Below are 22,583 nucleotides of genomic sequence, written 5' to 3'. Positions count from 1 at the left end.
TTTTCATGGCACTTAGACTTGTGATTGCAGAAAAGCCGAGCGTGGCGCAGACTATCTCCGCCGCGCTTGGCGTTAAGGAAAAGAAAGACGGATATATCGAGGGCGGCGGCTACCTCATTTCATGGTGCGTCGGGCATTTGGTACAGCTTGCGGAAGCTGCCGCCTACGGGGAGCAATATAAAAAATGGAGTTTTGAGAGCTTACCCATTCTGCCGGAGGAATGGCAGTACACCGTTGACCCGGACAAGGGGAAGCAATTCAAAACCCTAAAAGAGCTTATGCACCGCGCCGACGTTTCCGAAGTGATAAATGCGTGTGACGCGGGGCGCGAGGGTGAATTGATTTTCCGCTTCGTCTATGAAGCGGCGGGCTGCAAGAAGCCCATGCGCCGCTTGTGGATTTCCTCAATGGAGGACGGGGCGATTAAGGCGGGCTTTGCTTCCCTCAAAGACGGGCGGGACTATGACGCGCTCTTTGCGTCTGCCCTCTGCCGCGCAAAGGCTGACTGGCTTATCGGCATTAACGCCACCCGGCTTTTCTCCTGCCTGTATGGAAAAACCTTGAACGTGGGGCGCGTCCAGACCCCGACCTTAAAAATGCTCACCGACCGGGACGCGGCTATCTCCCATTTCCAGAAAGAAAAATATTATCATGTGCGCCTTGATTTATCCGGCGCGGACGCGGCAAGCGAAAGGATTTCGGACAAGGCAGAAGCCGACGCGCTGAAAGGGGCTTGCGAAGCGGGAAAGGCGGTATGCGTTTCCCTTACCAGAGAGAAGAAAACCGCAGCCCCGCCAAAGCTCTTTGACCTTACCTCTTTGCAGCGGGAAGCGAACCGCATTTTCGGCTACACCGCAAAGCAGACCCTTGACCTTGCACAATCCCTTTATGAAAAGCGGCTTCTTACTTATCCGAGGACGGACAGCAGCTTTCTTACTGACGACATGGGCGGCACCGCAGCGGGCATTATCACGCTGCTTTGTGACAAGCTCCCCTTTATGGCGGGCGTAAATTTCACGCCGGAGGTTGCAAAGGTATTAGACAGTAAAAAAGTATCAGACCACCACGCAATCATTCCCACTATGGAGCTTGCAAAGGCTGACCCAGACGCGCTGCCGGAAAGCGAGAAAAATATCCTTACCCTTGCGGGGGCGCGTCTGCTCCTTGCCACCGCCGAGCCGCATATCTTTGAAGCGGTTACGGCGGTTTTCTCATGCGCCGGGACAGACTTCACCGCAAGGGGAAAGACCGTACTTGCGGACGGTTGGAAAGAGCTTGAACGCAGATACCGGGCGACGCTGAAAGATAAGCCCGAAGCAGAGGACGGAGAAAATGCAGACGCAACGCTGCCGGAGCTTTCCGAGGGACAGGGCTTTGAAAATCCCCCCGCAAAAATAACGGAGCATACCACAACGCCGCCGAAGCCCCACAGCGAAGCGTCGCTTCTCTCTGCTATGGAGCGAGCCGGGAACGGGGACACCGACCCGGACGCGGAACGCCGGGGGCTTGGCACTCCCGCCACCCGCGCCGCCGTCATTGAAAAACTGGTAAAGGGCGGCTTTGCAGAGCGCAAGGGGAAGCAGCTTATCCCCACGCAGAACGGAGCCGCCCTTATATCAGTGCTGCCGGATATGCTCACTTCCCCGCAGCTTACCGCAGAATGGGAAAACAATCTGACGCAGATAGCAAAGGGAGCCGCAGACCCCGGCGAATTTCTGTCCGGCATTGAAGCTATGGCGCGGGAGCTTGTGCGGACACACGCCGCAGCACTTGACGGAAAAAAGGATTTGTTCCGGGAGGAAAAGCCCTCTGTCGGCAAATGCCCCCGTTGCGGCTCTCCCGTCCATGAGGGGAAGAAAAACTATTATTGCAGCAACAAAGAATGTGCCTTTGCCATGTGGAAGAATGACCGCTTTTTCGAGGAACGCAAGACCGCTTTTTCCGCGAAGATTGCCGCCGCGCTCCTTAAATCCGGCAAGGCGAATGTGAAGAAGCTCTACTCCCCGAAAACAGGCAAGACCTACGACGGAACTATCGTTTTGGCTGACACTGGCGGGAAATACGTCAACTACCGTATCGAAGTACAGAAGAACTAAAAACTTGAATAGCAAGCATAGGAAGCGGGTACCCACTTCCGTAAATCCCTGTCCTGCCGCTGACGCGCCGGACGGGGATTTTGCTTGTTGGGAAGTTTCCCAAACCCTCTTTTTGCGGAGGGCTTCACCCTCTGAAAATTTTCATAAATCTTTGGCAGAAATGCGGGTGTACCGTAGTAGGCTATGCAGCCAAAAAATGCAGCTTATGACGCTGACGCAGAGAAAGGAGGTTTTCATTTATGGCAAGTTTACGGGACACCGTAAAGGACTATCAAGACGAGCTTAGGGACGGTATCGCGTGGGTAGCGTTCTGGAAACAGGGGCGTTCATGGAACGCGGAATATTTTCATCTTGATATGGACGACACCCTCTACCCGGAGGACAGGAGCCGGTTAGAGGAAATCAAAAGCACCGACCCCGCCGCCGTTATCCTAAACGGCTACTATTGCGGGCATTTAGGCGAGGACATGAGCCTTGACGAGCTGACCGCCGGAGTGCGCTACCACTACGAAAACAGCATGAACGACATTGACGGTTTTATCGGGGCGCATGACGACAGGCTTCCCCCGGAGGTTATCGAGGAAGCGAGAGCCGCCGCCCATGAAGCGGGGCTTCCCTTTTCCGAAAAGCCCTACCGGGACGGAGAGGATTTTGACCCCTATGTATTTGACGGGAGCATGAGCATTGAAGATTTTGAGCTTATGCACCGCATGATGAACGAAGAAAGGAGCGAACAAATGGCAGAACCGATTTTAAGCGGCTATCTTTCCAATCTTGGGAAGTACACCGAGGGCAGACCCGCGGGCGAATGGGTGACGTTCCCCACGACTGCCGAACATCTGAAAGAAGTCTTTGACCGTATCGGGATTGACTTCAAGCACTACGAGGAATGGCATTTCACAGAATTTCAATCCCCTATCCCCGGCTTGACGGAACATTTAAGCGAGTATTCCCACCCCGACGAGCTGAACTATTTAGGGAAGCTCTTGGAAATGCAGTTTGACGACGACCGGGAGAAATTCATTGCAGCCATTGAATACGGCGACCATGCCGACAGCTTACAGGACATCATCAACCTTGCACAAAACCTTGACTGCTACTGGCTTTATCCGTCCGTCCACAGTGAAGAAGAATACGGGCATTATCTGGTTGACGAACTGGAAGAACCGGAGCTATCCGACGAAGTGAAACGGTATTTCATGTATGAGGAATACGGGCGGGACGCTTCCATTAACGACGACGGTATGTTTACCGAAAAGGGCTATATCTACAACAACCGCAACACCTTTACAGAATGGTACGACGGGCGCGACGTTCCACAGGAATACCGGGTAACGCCACAGCCCCCGCAGCCAGAACGCCCCGACCCGGAAAAAGAAGATTTTGACGCTGCCGCAATGCAGCCCGCCCTTGCCGCCGAGCCGCGCCCGGTTATCCCGATTATCCCTACCGCCGACACTTCCGACGGGAAGCTGAAAGAGATTGCCGCCCACCTGGAACGCGGCATTACGGAACTGTTTGACAGTGAACGCTATGCGGACTATCTGCGCGTCATGTCAAAGTTTCCGACGTACAGCTTGCGGAACACTGTCTTAATCGCCATGCAAGCCCCCGACGCTACCCATGTCATGGGCTTCAACGCATGGAAAGACCCGCTTATCAACCGCCATGTAAAGGCAGATGAAAAGGGAATACGGATTATCGCCCCTACCGAAAAGACCATACGGAAGCGGGTAGAAAAACTTGACCCGGACACGCAGCAGCCCATAATCGGCACAGACGGAAAGCCTGTCACCGAAGTACAGGAAATCAAGATACCAAAGTTTATTGTCGTTTCCGTCTTTGACGTGGCGCAGACCGAGGGAAAAGAGCTGCCCACCCTTGCCGCCGAGTTGACGGGCAATGTGGAACAGTACCCGGATTTTTTCGCCGCCCTTGAAAAAACGTCGCCCTTTGCCGTTGGCTTTGACGAACTGACAGGCAGCATAAAGGGACGTTGCAACTATGAGGAAAGAAAAATCATTATCAACGAGGGCATGAGCGAATTACAGAATATCAAGACCGCTATCCATGAAATCGCCCATGCGACGCTGCATGATACCGCTATCGACGCGCCGGAACGCCCCGACCGCCGCACCCGCGAGGTACAGGCTGAAAGTATCGCCTTTACCGTCTGCCAACATTACGGGCTTGACACGTCGGACTATTCTTTCGGCTATGTCGCCGGGTGGAGCAGCGGACGGGAACTTGCCGAGCTGAAAAGCTCTCTTGAAATCATCAAAAGCACCGCTGCAAAGCTGATTGAAGCCATTGACGGACATTTTGCGGAAATCCAAAAGGAACAGGCAAAAGGACAGGCACAGGCGCAGCCCGAAGCAGTAACAGAGCCGCCGGAAACCCCCGCGCCGGAGCAGCCCGAAGCAGCCCCGCAGAAACAAGCGGACACAGCACAGGAAACCCGCAGCGAAGCCCCACAGGAAACCGCCACAGCACAGGAAACGCAGCAAGCCGCCGCCCCCTACTATTCTATCAACGAAACCGCCGCCCGCCACGCAAAGGATATGAGCAGCTTTTACGATTACAAACCGGGCAGCGCAACGGCAGAATACCGCAGCTACATTGACGAAGCCGTACAAATCGCAGAACGGCAGAAAAAACGTGTTGACCCTATGTACCATGAAAAGATTGACAGTCTGCTTGACACTTATGCCCGGAAACTGGCGGCGAATATGAACAAGGGCTATGAAATTGCGGGGCGCGTTCCCTCTATCTTGATTGCCGGAGGTTCCAACTTCCCCACAAGGAAGAAAGAAAAGCAGAACGCCGCCACTGACCGGAATATGCAGGAATACCGGGACATACAGGGCTTGCTTGATAAAATCCGCAGTACAGGAATGGGCGGTATCAGCGCGGACGACCCGCAAGCAGTCGAGAAACTCCAAAAGAAACTTGCGGGACTGGAAAAATCACAGGAAACCATGAAAGCAGTCAACGCCTATTACCGCAAGCATAAGACCCTTGACGGTTGCCCGCATTTACCGCCGGAGCAGCTTGAAAAGCTGAAAGCGGATATGTCGAGCCAATGGCATTTGGGGGATAAGCCTTTCGCGTCATGGGCGTTATCCAACAACAACGCAGAAATCCGGCGCGTCAAAGACCGCATTAAATCCCTCTCACAGACAAAAGAAATCGGTTTTGTCGGTTGGGAGTTTGAGGGCGGCAGAGTGGAAGCAAACACCGAAGCAAACCGTCTGCAAATCTTTTTTGACGGGAAGCCCGACGAAGCGACGCGGACAGAACTGAAAAGCAATGGTTTTCGGTGGTCACCCAAAGCCGAAGCATGGCAGCGGCAGCTAACCAATAATGCCTATTATGCGGCAGACTATGTGAAATCCATTCAGCCCCTTACCGGGGAAAAGCCCACTGATTTACTGCGGGCGCATATCCGCAGCCAAAAGGAAGCGGCACAGGCGCAGCCCCCACAGGAGTACATCTATCAAGTACACGCGAACCCCCGCAGCGACAGCCGGGAAAATCTTTCTATTCTGCAAGCATACGTTCCACAGGAGGACGGGAAAGCCCAAATAGGCGACGTTCTGTATATCGGCACACCCGAAAAATGCCGCGAGCTTATGGGGCAACTGAACGCCGGGGAACTGACACAGGCAGAGGTAAAAGAACTTTACGCAAAGGCACAGGAAACGGCAAAGACCGCCGGACAGGGCAAAGACACCTTTTCCATTTACCAGATAAAAGGCGGGGACGAAACAAGGGATTTCCGCTTTGAGCCTTACGACCGCCTGCAGGCGGCGGGAAATGTGGTTGACAGGGCAAACTATGAGCTTGTCTATTCCGCGCCCCTTGCGCCGGAAACTTCCCTTGAAGATATTTACACCCGTTTCAATATCGACCACCCCAAAGATTTTAAGGGACACAGCCTTTCCGTTTCGGACGTGGTAGTGCTTCATCAGGACGGACAGGACGCGGCGCATTTCGTTGACAGTGTAGGTTTCCGGGAAGTGCCGGAGTTTTTACAGGAGCAGAAGCAGCTTACCCCGGACGACTTGGAAACGGGCGAAACTGTCAAAACACCGAGGGGGACTTTCCATGTGACCGCCATGAGCCGGGAGCAGATAGAAGCCGCCGGATATGGCTTTCACCACCAGTCGGACGACGGAAAGTATCTGATTATGGGGAATGGGACGCGGGCGTTTGCCGTTGCCGCAGAACAGGCGCAGCGGGACAATCCCTTGAAAACCGCCGAGCAGACCACAGAGCAGAACGGGAACATGATTGACGGTATCATCAACAACACCCCTACCGTTGACGAACTGGAAGCAAAGGTAAAAGCGGGCGAGCAGATTTCCCTTGTTGACCTGGCTAATGCTGTCAAAGCCGACAAGGAGCGCGGCAAGGGAGCGAAGCCGGAAAAGAAGCCCTCTATCCGGGCGCAGCTTAGAGCAGACAAGGAAAAGGCACAGAAGAAAAACGCAAAGCAGAAATCGCAGGACTTGGAAAGGAGCTGACCCATGCCGGAACAGAGCAAATTTGAAAACGTGGACGTGACCGCTTCCCTTGAAGCGATTATGAAGCAGAACACAGGCTTTTACCAGAGCGACTTAGACATTGACAAAGAGATTATCGCAAAGGCGGCGGCAAGCCCCAACAGGGAGGACAAGACCCTTTTATGGTTCTGCCGCCCGTCCGGGACGCACTGTTTCCGGGAGCGCGACGTTTTCCTCAAAGATACCGCACCCCACAACACATGGCGTTTCTACATGGAGCAGACAAGCGACCGCGTTCTTGCCTATGCAATCGAGCTGACAGGAAAGGAACGCGGGAAAATCAAGGGCAATCTGTACGAACTGGACTACGCTAAACATTATGAGCGCGTCAAGGAAAAGGAGCTGCCCGCCGATACGGTCAAGCTGATTTATGAGCATGGGGAAAGGGTACAGGAAGCCGGGAGATATTTTGACGGAACCCCAGACCCGCAGCTTGGGAAGTTTGAACGCTTTGAAGCCGTACCCAACGACCCGGACGCGCTGCAAGCTCTTTTACAGGAAGAACGGCGCAGCCGGGAGCAGCTTTCGCCGGGGGACTTCAAGGCGCATATCGCAGCCTTGCGGGACGGGCTGATTGAAACGGAAGCGCGGCGCATTGTGCGGGAAATGAAGCGGCATTACGAACCGAACAGCCCGAACAAGACCCATTTCATGGTAGAGCTTTCCCCGGCGTTCATGCGGCTTGCAGCCACAAAGGACACTGACCGCCTTTTCTCCATGCTGCCCTACAAGACACTTTCCTTTTCCAAAATCGAGGGCAGACATGGGACGTATGCGCTGATTGACAAGGGGGAGAACCGGGACAGGGAGATAAGGAAGCCCCGCCCCTCTATCCGGGCGCAGCTTAAAGCAGACAAGGCAAAGACCGCCCCGAAAAAGGCGGCGAAAACAAAAAATCACGATATGGAGGTATGAGCATGATTAGACTGACTGTTGAAGAAACAAACCTTTTGAGCATTTACAACGAGGGCGGAAAGCGGGCTTTGATTGAGAATGTCAACGCCGCGCTGCCCTACATGGACGCGGATATGCGGGAGCTTGCAAAGCGCACCCTTTCCAAAGTGGACGCTTTGACCGAAGCTGAATTTGCAGAGCTTCCCATTTACGCCGCTGATGAAGTATGAACGGGGTTAAGCGGCTGACGCCGCCCCAGAGCCGGAAAGTCAACGCCCTTGTGCGCCGGACGTGCTGCAATTATGATAACGGGAACTGTATCTTACTGGACGACGGGGACGAGTGCGTATGTCCGCAGCTCATTTCCTATTCGCTTCTCTGCAAGTGGTTCCGGGTTGCGGTGCTTCCCGCCGACAGGCTGCTCTATGCGGAGCTTTACCAGACAGGGGATAAGAAGAAATGTACCGAGTGCGGCGCGTTCTTTGCGTCAAGCTCTAACAGTGTCAAATACTGCCCCGTCTGCCGGAAGCGTATCACCCGCAGACAAGCCGCCGAGCGCATGAGGAAAAGACGCGCCCCTGTTACGCAGTAGGCGCGGAAAATCCCTTGATTTACAGGGCTTTCCGGGCGTGAAAATCAGAAAGGCGATACTTTATACCTTTACCCCCGAAAATGGCGTTCTACTGCGTAACATTCACGAAAACAGCACCCACAAAAAGACAGGGCGCGGAAGTCATATACTGGCTTCCGCGTCCTGTTCTTTTTTTGCCTATCTGACATTTCCCTTTTCCATTTCTTCAAGCGGGAACTGCGGGAGGGCTTCTATCAATTTCTTTGTGATAGACTGGCGCATATCTTCGTTGATTTCCTGTTTCGTGCTTCCGTCCGGCTGTCTGACCGCTACCGTCGATAGCCTGTCTATTTCGTCCTTGTAGCACTCCACGACTTTCTCCACCGCCCATTTTTCCCCGGCAACGGCGGCGCGTATGGTTTCATATTCCGGCATTTTCTGGTTTTCCATGCTCAACGCTCCTCTGCATTTTGATAGCCCTATCATAGCACAGCGGCGGGGATTTTGCTATCCTTATCCGCGCTCTGTTCCCTTTTCCCGTTCCGGCTGCCTGTCTGCCTGTAAAATGCTGTCAATGTTCTGCTTGATAATATCGTATTCCCGGACTTTCTTTTTCAGCTTCCCATAGTCGGCGTAAAGGGCTTCTTTCTGCGCTTGGAGGGCTTCATATTCCGATTGCAGCGCGGCGAGGTTCGGGAGCTTCGCAATGCCCGCCGCTTTCAGCGACCTTGCGGCGGCTTCATGTAGGATAATCGCCTGTTCCTGTCCGACGCGGTACTTCTCCCTGTTCCTTGCCTTGCGGTATGCGTCATAGACAGGCTTTGTCTTTTGATAGGTGGAAACATTCTTGATAAGCACCGCCATTTCCGCAAGCCGCTTTTCGGCGTTCTTCAATGCGTCTGCCGCCTGTCCGCTTTCCGCTGCCATTTCCTCAATCCGGCTGACTAAATCCGCGTACTGCTCAATCTTATGTTCCGTCAAGAAATTCATTGTTTTAGCTGCCTGTTTCAGATTGTGGATTTTCGCCCACTGTTCATAGCCCTTACTCTGCGCCGCCTTGATACTGTTCTCAATGTCGATAAGCAGCGACACGCCGCGCTGCTCTCTGGGAGCTTTCGCCGCCTTTGTCCGTCTGCCCGCTATCCGTTCCCTTATGGCTTCCTCTGTATAGTCTGCGCCGAGGGTTTTAAGGCGGGTGAAGCGTTCCTGTCCGGGGGCGCGGCATGATACATATTTCCCCGGCTTTATCTCATAGCCCGCCGCCTGTAACCGCGTTAGCAATTCCTCAAAACTGGAAACTTGGGGGATAAGCGCGTCAAGGTTGGTTTTCAGCTTGCCTTTCCAACTTGTACCCGTCTTTTCAGCTTGATATTCCGCATAGCTCTTTCCCTTGCTGCCCTTGCCGGGAACGACGACGGACAAGCCATTCTCCCGGCACAGCTTGTCGCTCATGTTCCGTATGCCGTAATAGCTCCTTTTGTTGGAATTGTATTTGTGGTGGTCTACGAAATTTACGGCGCAGAAAATAATGTGATTGTGGACGTGTCCTTTGTCAATGTGCGTCGTGAGTACATATTCATGCTGCCCCTTTGTTACCGCGTCGGCAAGCTGCTTTCCGATTTCATGGGCTTTCTGATAATCGACTTCCCCCGGCTCAAAGGACTGTATCAGATGAAAGGCTAAATTGTTCCCCTTTTGGAGTGCTTGGGACAAGGTATATTCAAATTCAATATCTGCCGTTTCATAGGAGCAGCCGAAAGAGGACACAAGCATTTTTCCGTCCGTCTTGTCCGGGTTTTCGATATAGTCAAGGGCTTTGCTTAGAGTGCTTTTAATAGGCTTAATCTTTGTAACCGCCATATCTCCGCAAGCACCCCCTTTATTTCCTCTATGTCCTCTTGGTATGCGTTCCCCGTCGCGTTTACGCGGCGTGCTATCTGGTTGACGTTGACACCGATTTTCTGTATCTCTGCGGTCATTGCCTTTATATCGGCATGGTCTATCTGAATGATATACCCGTCAATGGCAATCTTCCGCAGATATGCCGCCATGTTCCGGGTGGGTACGAGCTTCATTTTTTCCAGTATTAAATCCCGTTCCGCTTCCGTCACTCTGAATTTGATTTGCACCGTCCTTTTGCGTCCGTCCATGTATTCGCTCCTTTCCTTTCCGTTCCGAGGGTTTGGGACACTTCCCAACAAGCCATTTTCGACCGACGCGCCGCAGCGCGGGAGGGCGAAAATACGGAAGTGGGTACCCGCTTCCTATGCTTGCTACGAATGTTTTTATCCTTTAGGCTCTTATCACCTACTACGGAGAAAAAGCGATTTTGCCAAACTTACGCAAAAGAAAAACGCTGCAACCTCAAAAAAGATTACAACGCTTTCTAAATCCTGTTCAGTTTTAAGTCGGACATTCCTATTCGCCCTCTTTTTCGACTTCGGAAATCTCCTTTGCCGTTGCGGTTACAATCCGTATGCCTGTATCGCTCATACCGTCAAGAAGCGCGTCAAGCTGCCGCCGCTGCGTGTTCTTCTCCGGCGGCGTTTCTAAAAGGAATTGGTCTACGGATATATGGTAACGCTGTATCAGCTCAAAGAATATCTGTAAACTTGGGTGCTGCCCCTTGTTCTCAATGTTCGCAAGGTAGCGCGGCGAGATAAACATTTCGTCGCCTACTTTCTTGCGGCTCTCCTTGCATCCCTCACGCGCTGCCTTTATCGCTGCCCCAAAAGCCTTAAAGTCGTATCGTGGTACTGGTCTTTTTGCCATAGTTATTCACCCTATTACATTTTACTGTTCCCCTTTCTTCTTGGATATGTCTACGTAGTTCTATCAGTTAGCCAAAATAATTCATATATATATATGTTGACAACAAGCTGCTTTTGTATATAATATTATATAAAAGGGGGGGAATGTTTATGTTACATAGCATGCGTATTCGATAAGCATTGAAATCAAAAAAGATTTTTCCCATTTTCAATATGGGCTTTTTTGTCATGCTTATTTTGCGTATGCTATACAACAAAACTAACGACGTATAGACATAGTATAAAAACTATGCCTTAATTTTGTTGTAGTATTATATGTATAAATGCAGGTCAATGCTCATGTTGAGAATTGACCTGCATTTTTTTGCGCAAAAGGAGAAATATTATGCTTGAAAAATATTGGATAAAATGTCCAATTTGTAACGGAAAGACGAGGGTTCAAGTATTTTATAATACGGTATTAAGAAATTTTCCTCTTTTCTACCCTAAATGTAAATTAACGCATATCGTTGATGTTGAAAAACTAGAAATCATAATCAAAAACTCTGAAAAACAAACTTTTTAATTTTGAAAAGGAAGGATATTTAAATGAAACACTTACCTAAAAGTACACCTACGGAAATATTGAATGACCCATACGGATTTACTTACAAAGAAATGTCGGAAGTAATTGGAGAGGATAAAGCAAGAGCCTTATATACGGAATTGTATAAACAGCCATTTCACAAAGAAAATCTATCAATATCAACAAAAAAAGTCTATAAAAGTAGCGATACTGAAAAGTATGTTTATGAATTGAAAGATAACAGGTATATTGAAACGGTTTTTATTAAACGGCGAGATGGTGGGACTGTTTGCGTAAGTACGCAAGTTGGTTGTTCTGTTGGCTGTATTTTTTGTGAGTCCGGACGCAATGGTTTTGTTCGTAATCTAACACCGTCTGAAATTGTGCAGCAGGTTGTATTGATACGTCAAAAAGTAAATCGTATCGTTTTTATGGGAATGGGAGAACCTTTATTCAATTACGACAACTTGATTGCAGCAATCCATATTCTTCGAGATAGAAATGGACTTAACTTTCCAACCGACGGCATTACCGTATCAACAGTTGGTCCAGTTAATCAATTAAAAAAATTGCGCGAAGAACATCTAAAAATTCAGTTGACAATATCTTTACATGCAGCAACACAGGCTGCGAGAAACTGTATCATTCCTCATATGCACATGTACGCTATTGAAGATGTTGTTAAGCAAGCATTGTCCTATTCTCAAAGGCATAATCGAAAAGTGGTATTTGCGTATTTGCTTTTACCAGGTATAAATGACCGTTCCTCAGATATAAGGCAACTTGCAAAATGGTTTAAGGGCAAAAATGTTATGATTAACGTGCTGCAATACAACCCGACGAGTAATTCAAAAATTAGAGCACCACAAAAACAAGAAATGGTTGCGTTCAAACATCAATTAGAGCAAACAGGACTTGAAGTTACCATGAGAGTTTCTCATGGTAGAGAGATTAAAGCAGCTTGTGGACAGTTAGCTAATACATATAATAAAGCCAAAAAACAACAGAAATAATTTAATTAAAAGAGCCAGACGCACAGACGCAGAGCCGATAATATGCAGTTTGAAATACTGCTGTTATCGGCTCTTTTTTGATTTTAATTTGTGCCCCTAATAACCATATTGGAGCAAAATCAGAACTGTTGCTTGTCGTTCTTTGATTTCCGCAGCAGCTTTGAAAAATCAAAGCCGCCGTTTCTTTTTATCTTCTAATGAAATGACGCGGTATCACTGTTGAAATCGGCGGCTAAAGGAGGTAGCCGCCATGAAGCAAAAAGCATATCGACAAAATCCGACAGTTATTGACTTATCAAAAAAAGCCCGCCCACCACCGGGGGAAACTACGCTTATATATATGAACTGTCTAATCATCTGGATACTGCTTACAATGCCTATGCGCCCGTCCGGGCTTTTCGGACGGGCGCATTTTGTACGTTCAAAAAATTTTTGAAGAAATTTCAAAAAATCTTCGGCGTTTTTGAAAAACGCCGTATTGCCCCGCGAAAAGGGGGGAAGCACCACCAACTTTCCAACGAGAAAGGAGGTGAGAATGTGGAACCTAATAGCAGGGAGTTTTACAAACAGTGTGCTTTTCAGAAGTTTTGTAATACGGTATTGCACAATGAAGCTTGCGACACCCATAGAGAACTTCGCAGACACAAGGCAAAGGAAGTGACCTTTTCCGACATGACCTTAGACGAAGCGCGGCAGCTTCATACGTTTGATGAATATTTCAAACGTGAAGCCGCCGAAACCGTCTTTGAGAAAGCCGGGAAGAAAATCACGCCAAAGCTGCTTCTTGAAGCAATCCGTACTTTGCCGGAAGAAAAGCGCAAAGCCATATTGCTGTATTACTTCGAGGGAATGAACGATACCGAGATTGCGGAGCTGTTCAACACGTCGAGAAGCACGATACAGTACAGGCGGACAAGCTCTTTTGAGAAATTAAGAAAATATCTGGAGGAAAATGCTGATGAATGGGACGAATGGTAACGAACCCGGCTACCCGGAAAATGCCCTTGTTCCTTATCCTGTCATTGTGGCAGCGACAAAGGGCGACCCGGACGCCATGAAGATTGTCTTGCAGCATTTCAGCGGCTACATAGCCCGCCTCTCCATGCGGAAGCTGTACGACGAGCGCGGGAACGTCTATTTTGGCGTAGACCACGACATTCGGGAACGGCTGCAAGCAAAACTGATGATGGCTGTCCTCACCTTTAAGGCAGAGGAATAAACCGCAGCGGCGGCGGGACGCTTTCTCTCTCCCCCTTTTCCGTTCCGCTGCTGACGCGGCAGCAAAGCCATTCTGAACCTTGACAAAGAAAGCGGCGCAAGATAACGGCGGCGCAGCATAGGGCAAATCGGATACGTTCCTTTTGCGCCGAGCCATACGGCGGGTGCGCCATGACGCTATCCGGGTGAGGTTATCCCCGCCCGGACAGCCGAGCGACCAACACCGCGCCGGAAAGCAAGTGTAGCGGCTTGCGGGCGACGACACGCAGAATATACAATGATACTTCCTTACAGCCACAGTCCGAGCGTTAAGAGCGTCGCAGGCAATGGGTAGGGCGGCATGAGAACCATGCCGGGGTGAAATTCCCATGAGGTTATGCTAATAACCGTCCGATTAAAGCCTTTGTTTTATTGAATAGTGGACTTGCTGCTATTCATAGACTATATTATATGTTTGCGAAAGAAAGGGGGATTTTCTTTGACGCAAAACCAAACGCCCGTTACCACAACGGAGCATAAAATAGGAAAAGTTACTTACCTTGTATGTTCGTCCGCAAGTGAACGCGCAACGGACACACTGGATAAAAAGATAAAAAAACTCATTCGCAAAGACATGGAACTGAACCCCGCAAACGCCCGGAAATAGGGCGTTTCTTCACATTTTATACATGACACAGGCAGCGGTATGTGGTATAATATAGACAGTACAAATACCATGCTTGTCTGTCGTCGGAAAGGAGGACAAAATGTTACAGACAGACAAGATTACCGCTTTATATTGCAGATTGAGCCAGGAAGATATGCAAGCCGGGGAAAGCGAGAGCATACAGAACCAAAAACTGATTTTACAAAAGTATGCTGACGAACACCACTTTTTCAACACGCGCTTTTTCGTAGACGACGGATTTTCCGGCGTGAGCTTTGAGCGTGAGGGGCTTCAAGCCATGCTGCATGAGGTTGAAGCCGGGAACGTGGCGACCGTCATAACAAAAGACCTTTCCCGTCTGGGACGTAATTATCTGAAAACCGGGGAGCTGATAGAGATTGTCTTTCCCGAATATGAAGTGCGCTACATTGCCATTAACGACGGTGTAGACACAGCAAGGGAAGATAACGAGTTTACCCCTCTGCGGAACTGGTTCAACGAGTTTTACGCCCGCGACACCTCAAAGAAAATCCGGGCTGTCAAACAGGCAAAGGCGCAGAAAGGCGAGCGCGTCAACGGCGAAGCTCCTTACGGCTACCTTATCGACCCGGATAACCGCAATCATCTGATACCCGACCCGGAAACGGCGCACGTCGTAAAACAGATTTTTGCAATGTATGTACGGGGCGACCGTATGTGTGAAATCCAGAACTGGCTGCGGGACAATGAAATACTGACCGTCGGGGAACTGCGCTACCGCAGGACAGGGAGCAAACGCCACCCCCGCCCACAGCTCAACGCATGGTACAACTGGCCGGATAAGACGCTGTACGACATTCTGACAAGGAAAGAATATTTAGGGCATACCATAACCGGGAAAACCTACAAGGTATCTTATAAGTCGAAAAAGACGAAAAAGAACCCGGAGGAAAAAAGGTATTTCTTCCCCAACACTCACGAACCTTTGATTGATGAAGAAACCTTTGAACTTGCACAGAAGCGGATTGCCACCCGGCAACGCCCGACAAAGGTTGATGAAATTGACCTGTTTTCCGGGCTGCTCTTTTGCGGGGACTGCGGCTACAAAATGTATGCAGTACGCGGAGCCGGGACGCTTGAACGGAAACACGCCTACACTTGCGGCAACTACCGCAACCGGGCAAGAAATGATATGCTCTGCACTACGCATTATATCCGCAAAAGCGTATTGAAAGAACTTGTCCTTGCAGACTTGCAGCGAGTAACGTCTTATGTGAAAGAGCATGAACAGGAGTTTATCGAAACAGCCAACGAGTGCAGCGCAAAGGCAGTACAAAAGACGCTGACACAGCAGCGGAAAGAGCTTGACAAGGCGCAGAACCGTATTAACGAGCTGAACATCTTATTCCGCAAGCTCTACGAGGACAACGCTTTAGGGAAACTTTCAGATGAACAATTTGCTTTTCTGACTTCCGGCTATGATGAAGAAAAAAAGACGCTGACCCGGAGGATTGCGGAGCTGTCACAGGAAATCGACAACGCCACCGAGCGCAGCGCGGACGTAAAAAGGTTTGTCGCACTGGTACGCAGATACACAGCGATTGAAGAACTGACCTACGAAAACGTCCATGAATTTATTGACCGTATTCTTATTCACGAACTGGATAAGGAAACGAACACCCGCAAAATCGAAATCTTTTATAGCTTTGTCGGCAGAGTTGATACAGGTGACAAGCCTACCGAAAGTATCTCCTATTTCAGACAGATAGGAGCCGACGTAAAGAGTTATGCTATCTAACATACATCAAAAAGAGGTAAGATAACACCCTCTGCAAAAAAGGTATCGTTATCTTACCTCAACAAAATTTGTACCAGAATAACCATCGTCCACATACGTTTTTGCTATGTGCCATCCCTGCTTTTTCACATAATCCGTGAGGATGGATTTCTGTGTCGCAATGCTCGCACTCTCGTTATCCGTACCATCGTCTTTAGATAAGCGGCAATAAATGCCGACTAAATAGATTTTCTTTTCTTCTTTGATTCCTGCCATACTGTAAAACCTCCGTATCTGTCCTATCTGTTTTCATGTCCCATTGCGTACATTCTAAGCGGACAGCCCCTCATTGTCGAAGGTGTCGCCCTCGGCAATCTTCTTCCGAATATCCTCGGAGATAATCGGGACAAACGCTTCTGTAACGGTCTGTGTGCCGACATATTCACGGCTGATTATCATCTGCACTGGTGCTTTTGGCACGATACGCTTTCTCTTTTTATCTGCTTTCTTATCCTCGCCCATACTTAAATCTTCCTTTCCAGACAGGGCAGGGAAGAGTTTGGAAATGTCCCCGCCCTGCCAATCAGATACCATTAATCCTCGCTGTTTAATTCTTTCTGTAATGCTTTAAGGAGTGCCGCCGCTTCATCAGCGTTCAGCGTGATTCCCTTGCCGCACTTTTCACGGTTCGGGGAAAAGCTGCGGATGTCATACTTCGGCTCTTTCCCATTCCATGAAATGAGATTGATTTCCTTTGTGTAGCCACTGTCGCCCGTAGACAATACTGCGATTTCCTTTACGATTTCATACTGGATTTCTCTCATTCTCCATACCTCAACTCTCTGTATTTACTTCCCGAAAAAAGAAGATTAGCGGCTGTCACGGTTGCGTTTCCTCTGCAACTCACGCTCCAAAAGTTTGATGATGGTTTCCTCCATCTGCTTCGGCGTTGTGTTCTTCGGAAAGTATTTTTTCAGCTTGCTTGTGTTGATTTTCAAGGTTTCTTTCTGGTTGCCCTTTTCCTCCGTCATAATCGCAAATATCGTATCCATGTCAAGCCGCCCGCTCTGGCTTAACTGTTTCATCCGCTGTGCCTGTGAGAGTGAGGGCGTTGCTTCTTCGCTCTCCATCGTGGCAAAGAGGTTTTCCTGCTCGTCTTTCTTCAAGAAGGACAGTTCCACCGCAGGCGTGAGGGCGATTTTCCCCTCGTCCACCATCTGCAAAATCGGCGGTATCAGTTCCGTCAGGCGGATAAAACGCTGCACGGTCATCCTGCCCACGCCGAAGCCCTGTGCCACCTTGTCGTCCGTCCGCAACTTCGTCACAACTTGTGACGAGGTTAAGTCTGTGCGGAAACCCTGCCGCTTCATGGCTTCGGATTTCATCTTGTAAGCAAACGCCCGCTCCGATGGCAGGATATTCTCACGCTGCAAATTGCTGTCTACAAGGGTGATGATGGCTCGGTCACGGTCTAAGGGCAGGACAAACGCAGGCACGGTATTTATCCCTGCAAGTTCAGAAGCACGGACACGCCGCTGTCCTGCAATCACTTCATAACCGTCCCCGTCCTCTTTCGGGCGTGTGATTATCGGCGTGACAATGCCAAATTCCTTGATGCTTTCCGCTAACTCTGACAGTGTTTCATCTTCTGCCACATGAAACGGATTGTCGGGGAACGGGTACAAGTCTTTGGTCTTTAACACCTTAAAATCCTGTTTCTTCATTCACATATCTACCTTTCTTTCGCTCTGCTTCTATGATTTTTCTGCAATTCTTCCAACACTTCGGGCGGTATTTTTGACAGCAGCCGCCCCATCTGCTCGTTGGTTCTCTGCAATTCAAATATCTTCTGATTCGCTTTCTGCACCTTTAGTTCCTGCTCGTACTTTTCATCACGCATACGCCCCGCATAGTCTGATTCCTGCCCAATTCTCTCTTTCAAACTGTCGATATACGCCTGCTGTTTCCCGATTTCCTTAGAGAATTTCTCCACGTCTGGCAGCCATGCAGAGAGTAAATCTAACGCTTTATCCCTTTTCTTCCCTGCGTTAAAGGCGTTGATGTCGGATAGGGCAGACACGATTTCTTCATACTGTTTATCAAGCCTGCCGCCTAATTTATAGAGCCATGTGGGGACGTGTTTCCGCTTGGTTTCCATTGAGGACTGCCCCCGTTCAAGCTGATTCCACCGTGAGGACATCCGCTCATGGTAGGCGGTCTGCCACTCGGATAATGATTTCTGGTTGCCTAAGATAGCTTTCGCTGACAGCTTATTGTCTGGCGTAATCGGCACAAAGCAGAGGTGCATATGGGGCGTTCTCTCGTCCATATGGACGACAGCGGAGAGGATATTCTGCTTTCCAACACGCTCCGAAATGAAGTCAAGAGCCGTCTGGAAATACGCTTTTTGTTCTTCGGGCGGTAACTGGTTCATAAATTCTGGTGAAGCTGTGATGAGCGTTTCCACCATCATCACGCTGTCTTTCCTTGTCCTGCACCCCGCTTCGGCTACCATGCGGTTAATCTCTTTCTTGTAGGTGTACTTTGGTGGTGCTATGAGATGGTAATTGTTTTTAGAGCGTTCCATATCTATATCTGGGTTGCTTTTGTAGGCTTCTTTCTTCCGCTCGTTGTGGCGTTCACAAGCCGCAACGCCGCCCGCTTTTCGTTTCTGGAAACGCAGGATTGCATAAGGCATAGGCGGATTCCTCCTTTCTTTCGGCGGGTGACCGTCCTTTGGGGTGACAGCGGTGACGGTGGTGACAGCAGTTTTGGGATACCCCCTGCCGACTGCCGCAACTGTCACCCTCACCCCCTGCATGACGGTCATGTCGATGATGACGGTGTTTTTGGGATACCCCCCTCGCAAGAGCCGTCACCGTCATGCCGCCATTCTTTTATCCGAAGCCGTAAGGCGTAGGATAGCAGGGCACAGCCCTGCCTTAAGGGAGTCCAGAGGGAACGTCTGGCACACGACTTTGCAGGGCAAAGTGTAGTGTGTTACACCCTGTAAACGCAGTCGGAAAAATCGGAATGATTTTTCTGACCGCAGGGGTGGTTTTACACGACCGAAAAGGGCGAGTAAATCTCACGCCTGCATTTTGCGTTTACGGGGTGTTCTCCCGTAGGGATGACAGCGGCAGGGTATCCTAAAATCACTGTCACCACCGTCACTGCTGTCACCCGCAGGGCAGAGCCGCCAGCTTTACATGGCTTTAAGCGTCAATGACAGTAACAGGGGGGTATCCTAATATCGCTGTCACCACCATCACCGCTGTCACCCGCCCTCCTTGCAAGGGCAATCCGCCTGCCGTCTTTCCTGCGGCTGTACTGGTAGCAGATACGGTTCTCGCTTAAAAATGTGGTGCGGTATTCATTCAGCCATTTCGTAATCACCGTGGGTATGGTTTCCGTTTCCCCCATAGCGGCTAACAGTTCCGTTGCCGTGCCTATCCATTCTTCCTTATCCCTCATAAAATCCACCAACCGAAAAAGGACATCTGGTATCGTTTCTTTCGCAAGCTGCTCCTGCGTTTTCCGCTCCACAAGCTCCCAACGGCAATCACGGAAACGCAGCGTGTATTCCTGATAAGGCGTGTCCCTGCCCGTCACATACAGCTTGGCGGTGTCAGACGCACGTTTCTCCTTTTCCAGAACAAAGGTAGCGTCCGCACTCCCCGTTAATCCTGTCGTCCCAGACACCTTGTTGAACACGTCGCTGTCATTCTGCTTTCGGATGTGGTGTACGACAATGACCGCCAGAGAGTGCCTGTCGGCAAAGTCTTTGATGAGGGAGATGTCCCCATAGTCGCTTGCATAGGCATTGTCTTTTGAAGCTGTACGGACTTTCTGCAAGGTATCAATGACAATGAGCCTGCTGTCTGGGTAATCTTTCAGATAATCTTCAAGCTGCACGATAAGACCGTCTGACAGCTTGCAGCTTGCCACGGCAAAGTGGAGCCGCCCGCTTGCTTCGTCCGTCAAACGAAATAACCTGTCCTGTATGCGGCAGAACGTGTCCTCAAGGCAGAGGTAAAGCACATCGCCCTCCATTGTCGGCATATCCCATAAAGGGATTCCCTGCGACACGCATAAGCATAGCTTCAGCATGAGCCAGCTTTTGCCTATCTTCTGTGAGCCGCAGAACAGCGATAAGCCTGTCGGGATAAGGCTGTCCACCACAAAGGATGGTTTCTCAAGCGGTTCATAAAGGAGCGTTTCGGCGTTGACTGTCTGTAACTTCTGCATGGCTTTCCTCCTTTCGGGCGGTGTCTTTGTTTTCGTTGCACATAGGCGTTGACCTCCTTAAAAATAGATTTACTCCCACGGAAAAAAGTGAGAGTATGTAATGCCGCCAATCCCACACAAATAAAAAACAGATTTCTTTTTCGGGCGGTGTCGGTCACGGTTGGAGATATTTCTTCAATTTCCGCCTTTACTTTCTCCTTTGCAATCGCAACAGATTTCTGTATTGCCGAAGCGGTGCAATGCTCCATAGCGGCGATTTGGTAAAAATTGAACTCATACTCGTAGTAGAGCAGGAAACGCCGCCTTTGTATCTCTGGAAGGCTCCCAACCGCCTTATAGAGCGTTTCATTCCGTTCTTCCTCAACCATGCGTTCATCAAGGCTCTTAGGCACACGCAACGCCCGTCTGTAAAGGGTTTCGTCCCATACCTCGTTAAACTCCCTGTGCCGCTCGTCCCATTAGAAAAGATTCCTGTTCCTGCGCTCCATCTGCCGAAACTCCATAAAGAACTGTTCCGACACTTCCAACTCGTGGGATTTGCCCTGCCCGTCCTTAAAGCTGATAAAATACCTTGTGCCGCTTTCCGTGGATTCCTCCCGAAGCGTGTATGCCTTAACCCTGTATGCCATCCTGTTGTCCTCCTGCAAAAAATGAGTGAGGGGATTTCCATCCCTCACCCAGTAGCCCGCAGGATGGCAGGCTGTTTTAGAAGCTATAAAATTTTCCGCAGCTTCTTCCGCAGATGGTCTAACCTCGCATAGATGGCACCAGTCGTCAAATGCACAAGCGGGGCAATCTCCTTTGTGGAATACCCCTGCATTTTCAGCAGGACGATTTTCAAGGTACGCCCGTCCACCGTGACTAATACTTGATAGAGATTTTCGCTCTCAATCTCTTCCAGTAACTCCGCAACCGTACCCACTTCCGCCTGCCGCTCCCTGCCTGCCATGTCCTCAAGATATTCCGCAACGTCATTCGTCCATCGGTAAAACCGCCTGTTGGAATTGAAGTCTGCCCTGTCCGCCATGCGTATCTGCTCAATGGTCGCTTCATCAACGCCGCACTCACGCAGCAGCTTTTCCTCCGCTTCTTTCCAGATACGCCATTTCCTGTCCTCCCGTCCGTGGTTGTATGCCATTCTTACTTCCTCCAATCAGAATTGATTGAGAGGGCAGAGAAAAGCCCCCTCATCTTCCCAAAGGAAAAAACAAGGGGGCTGAACGCCTTAAATTTTAATTTTCTATTATCTTTCTTAGTTTTATTAGGATTCTGGCTTTGCGTTTGTTTACAACGCTCTGGGTTATGCCCAACCTCGCCCCGACTTCACGCTCGGAAAGTCCGTCAAAAAAGATTGCCTGTATCAGCTCCTGTTCACTATCCGACAGCAAAGGCAGGGCGGCTTTCAGCCTGTCCACCATGACCGCATTGACAACGGTTTCTGCAATGTCCACCGCTTCATCAGTGATAAAGTCCAGAGGATTCCCCTCGCTGTCCGTAAATCCGTCGAGAGATAGCAGTCTATTCTTTGTATCTAATTTTTGCAGATAACGCCACCGTTCCTTGTCACGGTAGAAGTCTGTGTATTGCTCCCTCACGACTTCAAGCAGACAGCCTTGAATGGGGATAAACAGCTTGTCCATATAGGTCTGGTCGGATTCCCTGCAACGGCAGAACTCCGTGTAGGATAATTCCACATAGCCGCCACTTTCTCTGATATATACCTTTCTTGGTGCATATTTCACCATAAATACCTCCCATCTGAATTTTTGAAATGTAAAAAATCCAGATGGAGAGGCGGAGAACGACACCGCATATCAGAAACAGCCCTACGGCACTTTCCAACAAAAATCGACAAAAGAAAAACCGCAAAGGCTCTGTGACCTTTACGGTTATAGGAAATAGTAATTCTATTGTATGGAGATTGTACTTCTACTTTCAAGGTGAGAAGTACCGTTGCACTGGCAGAAATTTTTTTAACTGGTTTCCTGCCGTTCTCTGATATGCTATGTATTGATAAATTTTGCTTCGTATGAGCAGATAGATAACTGCCCGAAAAAAGGACATAAAAAAATCCCTCCAAATTTAAAAACAAATTCAGAGGGTAATTTAGGGTATAACAAAATAACCCACCCGAATATCGTTTTTTTTATTTGGTGAGTTTGTTCTTTCAAATACGAAACAAATGCTCATGTACGGTAAAGTATCACAAGAAAATTATGTCGAATTGACAGCCGCCTCCG

General features: G+C 49.6%; 23 protein-coding genes and 2 pseudogenes. 12 read left to right on the top strand and 13 right to left on the bottom strand.

The annotated features are described in order from the left end of the window. Positions 1 to 5: 5 nt before the first annotated feature. The 5 genes from DW819_RS12605 (at position 6) to DW819_RS12585 (ending at position 8,147) form a co-directional block, all read left to right on the top strand. Positions 6 to 2,096, top strand: coding sequence for a DNA topoisomerase 3 (locus tag DW819_RS12605; RefSeq protein ID WP_097771230.1), 2,091 nt, complete (start codon positions 6 to 8; stop codon positions 2,094 to 2,096). Positions 2,097 to 2,335: 239 nt separating this feature from the next. Beyond that, positions 2,336 to 6,622 (top strand): antirestriction protein ArdA, encoded by a 4,287-nt coding sequence (locus DW819_RS12600; RefSeq protein WP_097771229.1) that lies wholly within the window; start codon positions 2,336 to 2,338, stop codon positions 6,620 to 6,622. A gap of 3 nt (positions 6,623 to 6,625) precedes the next feature. Next, positions 6,626 to 7,576: a hypothetical protein gene (locus DW819_RS12595; RefSeq protein WP_097771228.1), complete on the top strand. Its 951-nt coding sequence runs from the start codon at positions 6,626 to 6,628 to the stop codon at positions 7,574 to 7,576. Between the two features lie 2 nt (positions 7,577 to 7,578). Continuing rightward, entirely contained in the window at positions 7,579 to 7,785 is a 207-nt protein-coding gene (locus tag DW819_RS12590) for a transposon-transfer assisting family protein (protein WP_002569181.1), read from the top strand. Then, positions 7,782 to 8,147 carry a cysteine-rich VLP domain-containing protein gene (locus DW819_RS12585; protein ID WP_004081250.1) on the top strand — a complete coding sequence of 122 codons (366 nt, stop codon included), beginning with the start codon at positions 7,782 to 7,784 and terminating at the stop codon, positions 8,145 to 8,147. Before DW819_RS12590 ends, DW819_RS12585 begins: the two co-directional genes overlap by 4 nt. A 177-nt stretch (positions 8,148 to 8,324) precedes the next feature. Here DW819_RS12585 and DW819_RS12580 read toward each other — a convergent pair whose 3' ends face one another. The 4 genes from DW819_RS12580 to DW819_RS12565 all read right to left on the bottom strand — a co-directional run bounded on the left by DW819_RS12580 (position 8,325) and on the right by DW819_RS12565 (position 10,898). Beyond that, on the bottom strand, positions 8,325 to 8,576 hold the full coding sequence (locus DW819_RS12580; protein ID WP_002585088.1) for a helix-turn-helix domain-containing protein: 252 nt from the start codon (positions 8,574 to 8,576) through the stop codon (positions 8,325 to 8,327). 63 nt (positions 8,577 to 8,639) lie between these two features. Further along, positions 8,640 to 9,986 carry a relaxase/mobilization nuclease domain-containing protein gene (locus DW819_RS12575; protein ID WP_118398072.1) on the bottom strand — a complete coding sequence of 449 codons (1,347 nt, stop codon included), beginning with the start codon at positions 9,984 to 9,986 and terminating at the stop codon, positions 8,640 to 8,642. Then, entirely contained in the window at positions 9,947 to 10,276 is a 330-nt protein-coding gene (mobC, locus tag DW819_RS12570) for a plasmid mobilization relaxosome protein MobC (protein ID WP_002569185.1), read from the bottom strand. Before mobC ends, DW819_RS12575 begins: the two co-directional genes overlap by 40 nt. 268 nt (positions 10,277 to 10,544) lie before the next feature. Continuing rightward, positions 10,545 to 10,898: a helix-turn-helix transcriptional regulator gene (locus DW819_RS12565; protein WP_002569186.1), complete on the bottom strand. Its 354-nt coding sequence runs from the start codon at positions 10,896 to 10,898 to the stop codon at positions 10,545 to 10,547. 384 nt (positions 10,899 to 11,282) lie between these two features. On the opposite strand from DW819_RS12565, the gene DW819_RS12560 reads away from it, so the two are divergent. From DW819_RS12560 to DW819_RS12520, 7 genes are all read left to right on the top strand, one after another. Continuing rightward, positions 11,283 to 11,462 carry a cysteine-rich KTR domain-containing protein gene (locus tag DW819_RS12560; RefSeq protein ID WP_118733573.1) on the top strand — a complete coding sequence of 60 codons (180 nt, stop codon included), beginning with the start codon at positions 11,283 to 11,285 and terminating at the stop codon, positions 11,460 to 11,462. 23 nt (positions 11,463 to 11,485) lie between these two features. Further along, on the top strand, positions 11,486 to 12,475 hold the full coding sequence (gene rlmN / locus DW819_RS12555) for a 23S rRNA (adenine(2503)-C(2))-methyltransferase RlmN (protein WP_002569187.1): 990 nt from the start codon (positions 11,486 to 11,488) through the stop codon (positions 12,473 to 12,475). Between the two features lie 250 nt (positions 12,476 to 12,725). Then, a complete protein-coding gene (locus DW819_RS12550) occupies positions 12,726 to 12,911 on the top strand; it encodes a hypothetical protein (protein ID WP_009243795.1) in 186 nt (61 codons plus the stop codon). A gap of 101 nt (positions 12,912 to 13,012) precedes the next feature. After that, complete coding sequence (locus DW819_RS12545; RefSeq protein ID WP_002569188.1) at positions 13,013 to 13,453, top strand: sigma-70 family RNA polymerase sigma factor; 441 nt, start codon at positions 13,013 to 13,015, stop codon at positions 13,451 to 13,453. Continuing rightward, a complete protein-coding gene (locus DW819_RS12540) occupies positions 13,434 to 13,694 on the top strand; it encodes a helix-turn-helix domain-containing protein (protein WP_002569189.1) in 261 nt (86 codons plus the stop codon). Before DW819_RS12545 ends, DW819_RS12540 begins: the two co-directional genes overlap by 20 nt. Before the next feature lie 417 nt (positions 13,695 to 14,111). After that, positions 14,112 to 14,339 (top strand): transposon-encoded TnpW family protein, encoded by a 228-nt coding sequence (locus tag DW819_RS16080; protein WP_004613661.1) that lies wholly within the window; start codon positions 14,112 to 14,114, stop codon positions 14,337 to 14,339. 100 nt (positions 14,340 to 14,439) lie between these two features. Beyond that, positions 14,440 to 16,116: a recombinase family protein gene (locus DW819_RS12520; RefSeq protein ID WP_002569190.1), complete on the top strand. Its 1,677-nt coding sequence runs from the start codon at positions 14,440 to 14,442 to the stop codon at positions 16,114 to 16,116. Between the two features lie 63 nt (positions 16,117 to 16,179). On the opposite strand, the pseudogene DW819_RS12515 reads toward DW819_RS12520, so the two are convergent. From DW819_RS12515 to DW819_RS12475, 9 genes and pseudogenes are all read right to left on the bottom strand, one after another. Next, a pseudogene (locus DW819_RS12515) lies at positions 16,180 to 16,371 on the bottom strand (recombinase family protein); the annotation flags it as partial. A 54-nt stretch (positions 16,372 to 16,425) separates the two neighbouring features. After that, on the bottom strand, positions 16,426 to 16,617 hold the full coding sequence (locus DW819_RS12510; RefSeq protein WP_001820669.1) for a hypothetical protein: 192 nt from the start codon (positions 16,615 to 16,617) through the stop codon (positions 16,426 to 16,428). A 71-nt stretch (positions 16,618 to 16,688) separates the two neighbouring features. Further along, complete coding sequence (locus tag DW819_RS12505; protein WP_001206986.1) at positions 16,689 to 16,919, bottom strand: PC4/YdbC family ssDNA-binding protein; 231 nt, start codon at positions 16,917 to 16,919, stop codon at positions 16,689 to 16,691. A gap of 45 nt (positions 16,920 to 16,964) precedes the next feature. Beyond that, positions 16,965 to 17,819 (bottom strand): ParB/RepB/Spo0J family partition protein, encoded by an 855-nt coding sequence (locus DW819_RS12500; RefSeq protein WP_000743700.1) that lies wholly within the window; start codon positions 17,817 to 17,819, stop codon positions 16,965 to 16,967. A gap of 8 nt (positions 17,820 to 17,827) precedes the next feature. Next, positions 17,828 to 18,793: a MobV family relaxase gene (gene mobV, locus DW819_RS12495; RefSeq protein WP_001820668.1), complete on the bottom strand. Its 966-nt coding sequence runs from the start codon at positions 18,791 to 18,793 to the stop codon at positions 17,828 to 17,830. Positions 18,794 to 19,317: 524 nt separating this feature from the next. After that, on the bottom strand, positions 19,318 to 20,343 hold the full coding sequence (locus DW819_RS12490) for an AAA family ATPase (protein ID WP_001170964.1): 1,026 nt from the start codon (positions 20,341 to 20,343) through the stop codon (positions 19,318 to 19,320). Positions 20,344 to 20,497: 154 nt separating this feature from the next. Continuing rightward, positions 20,498 to 20,972: pseudogene (locus DW819_RS12485) on the bottom strand (sigma-70 family RNA polymerase sigma factor). Positions 20,973 to 21,055: 83 nt separating this feature from the next. Continuing rightward, positions 21,056 to 21,481 (bottom strand): sigma-70 family RNA polymerase sigma factor, encoded by a 426-nt coding sequence (locus DW819_RS12480; protein WP_000323895.1) that lies wholly within the window; start codon positions 21,479 to 21,481, stop codon positions 21,056 to 21,058. A 94-nt stretch (positions 21,482 to 21,575) separates the two neighbouring features. Then, positions 21,576 to 22,085, bottom strand: a complete 510-nt coding sequence (locus DW819_RS12475; RefSeq protein WP_105116765.1) for a sigma-70 family RNA polymerase sigma factor — start codon at positions 22,083 to 22,085, stop codon at positions 21,576 to 21,578. Positions 22,086 to 22,583 lie beyond the last annotated feature (498 nt).

Origin of the sequence: Clostridium sp. AM33-3 (assembly GCF_003480315.1) — a bacterium.
Classification (GTDB): Bacteria; Bacillota; Clostridia; order Lachnospirales; family Lachnospiraceae; genus Brotaphodocola.
Note: the sequence above shows the minus strand (reverse complement) of the source record. Positions and strands in the feature narration are given on the sequence as shown.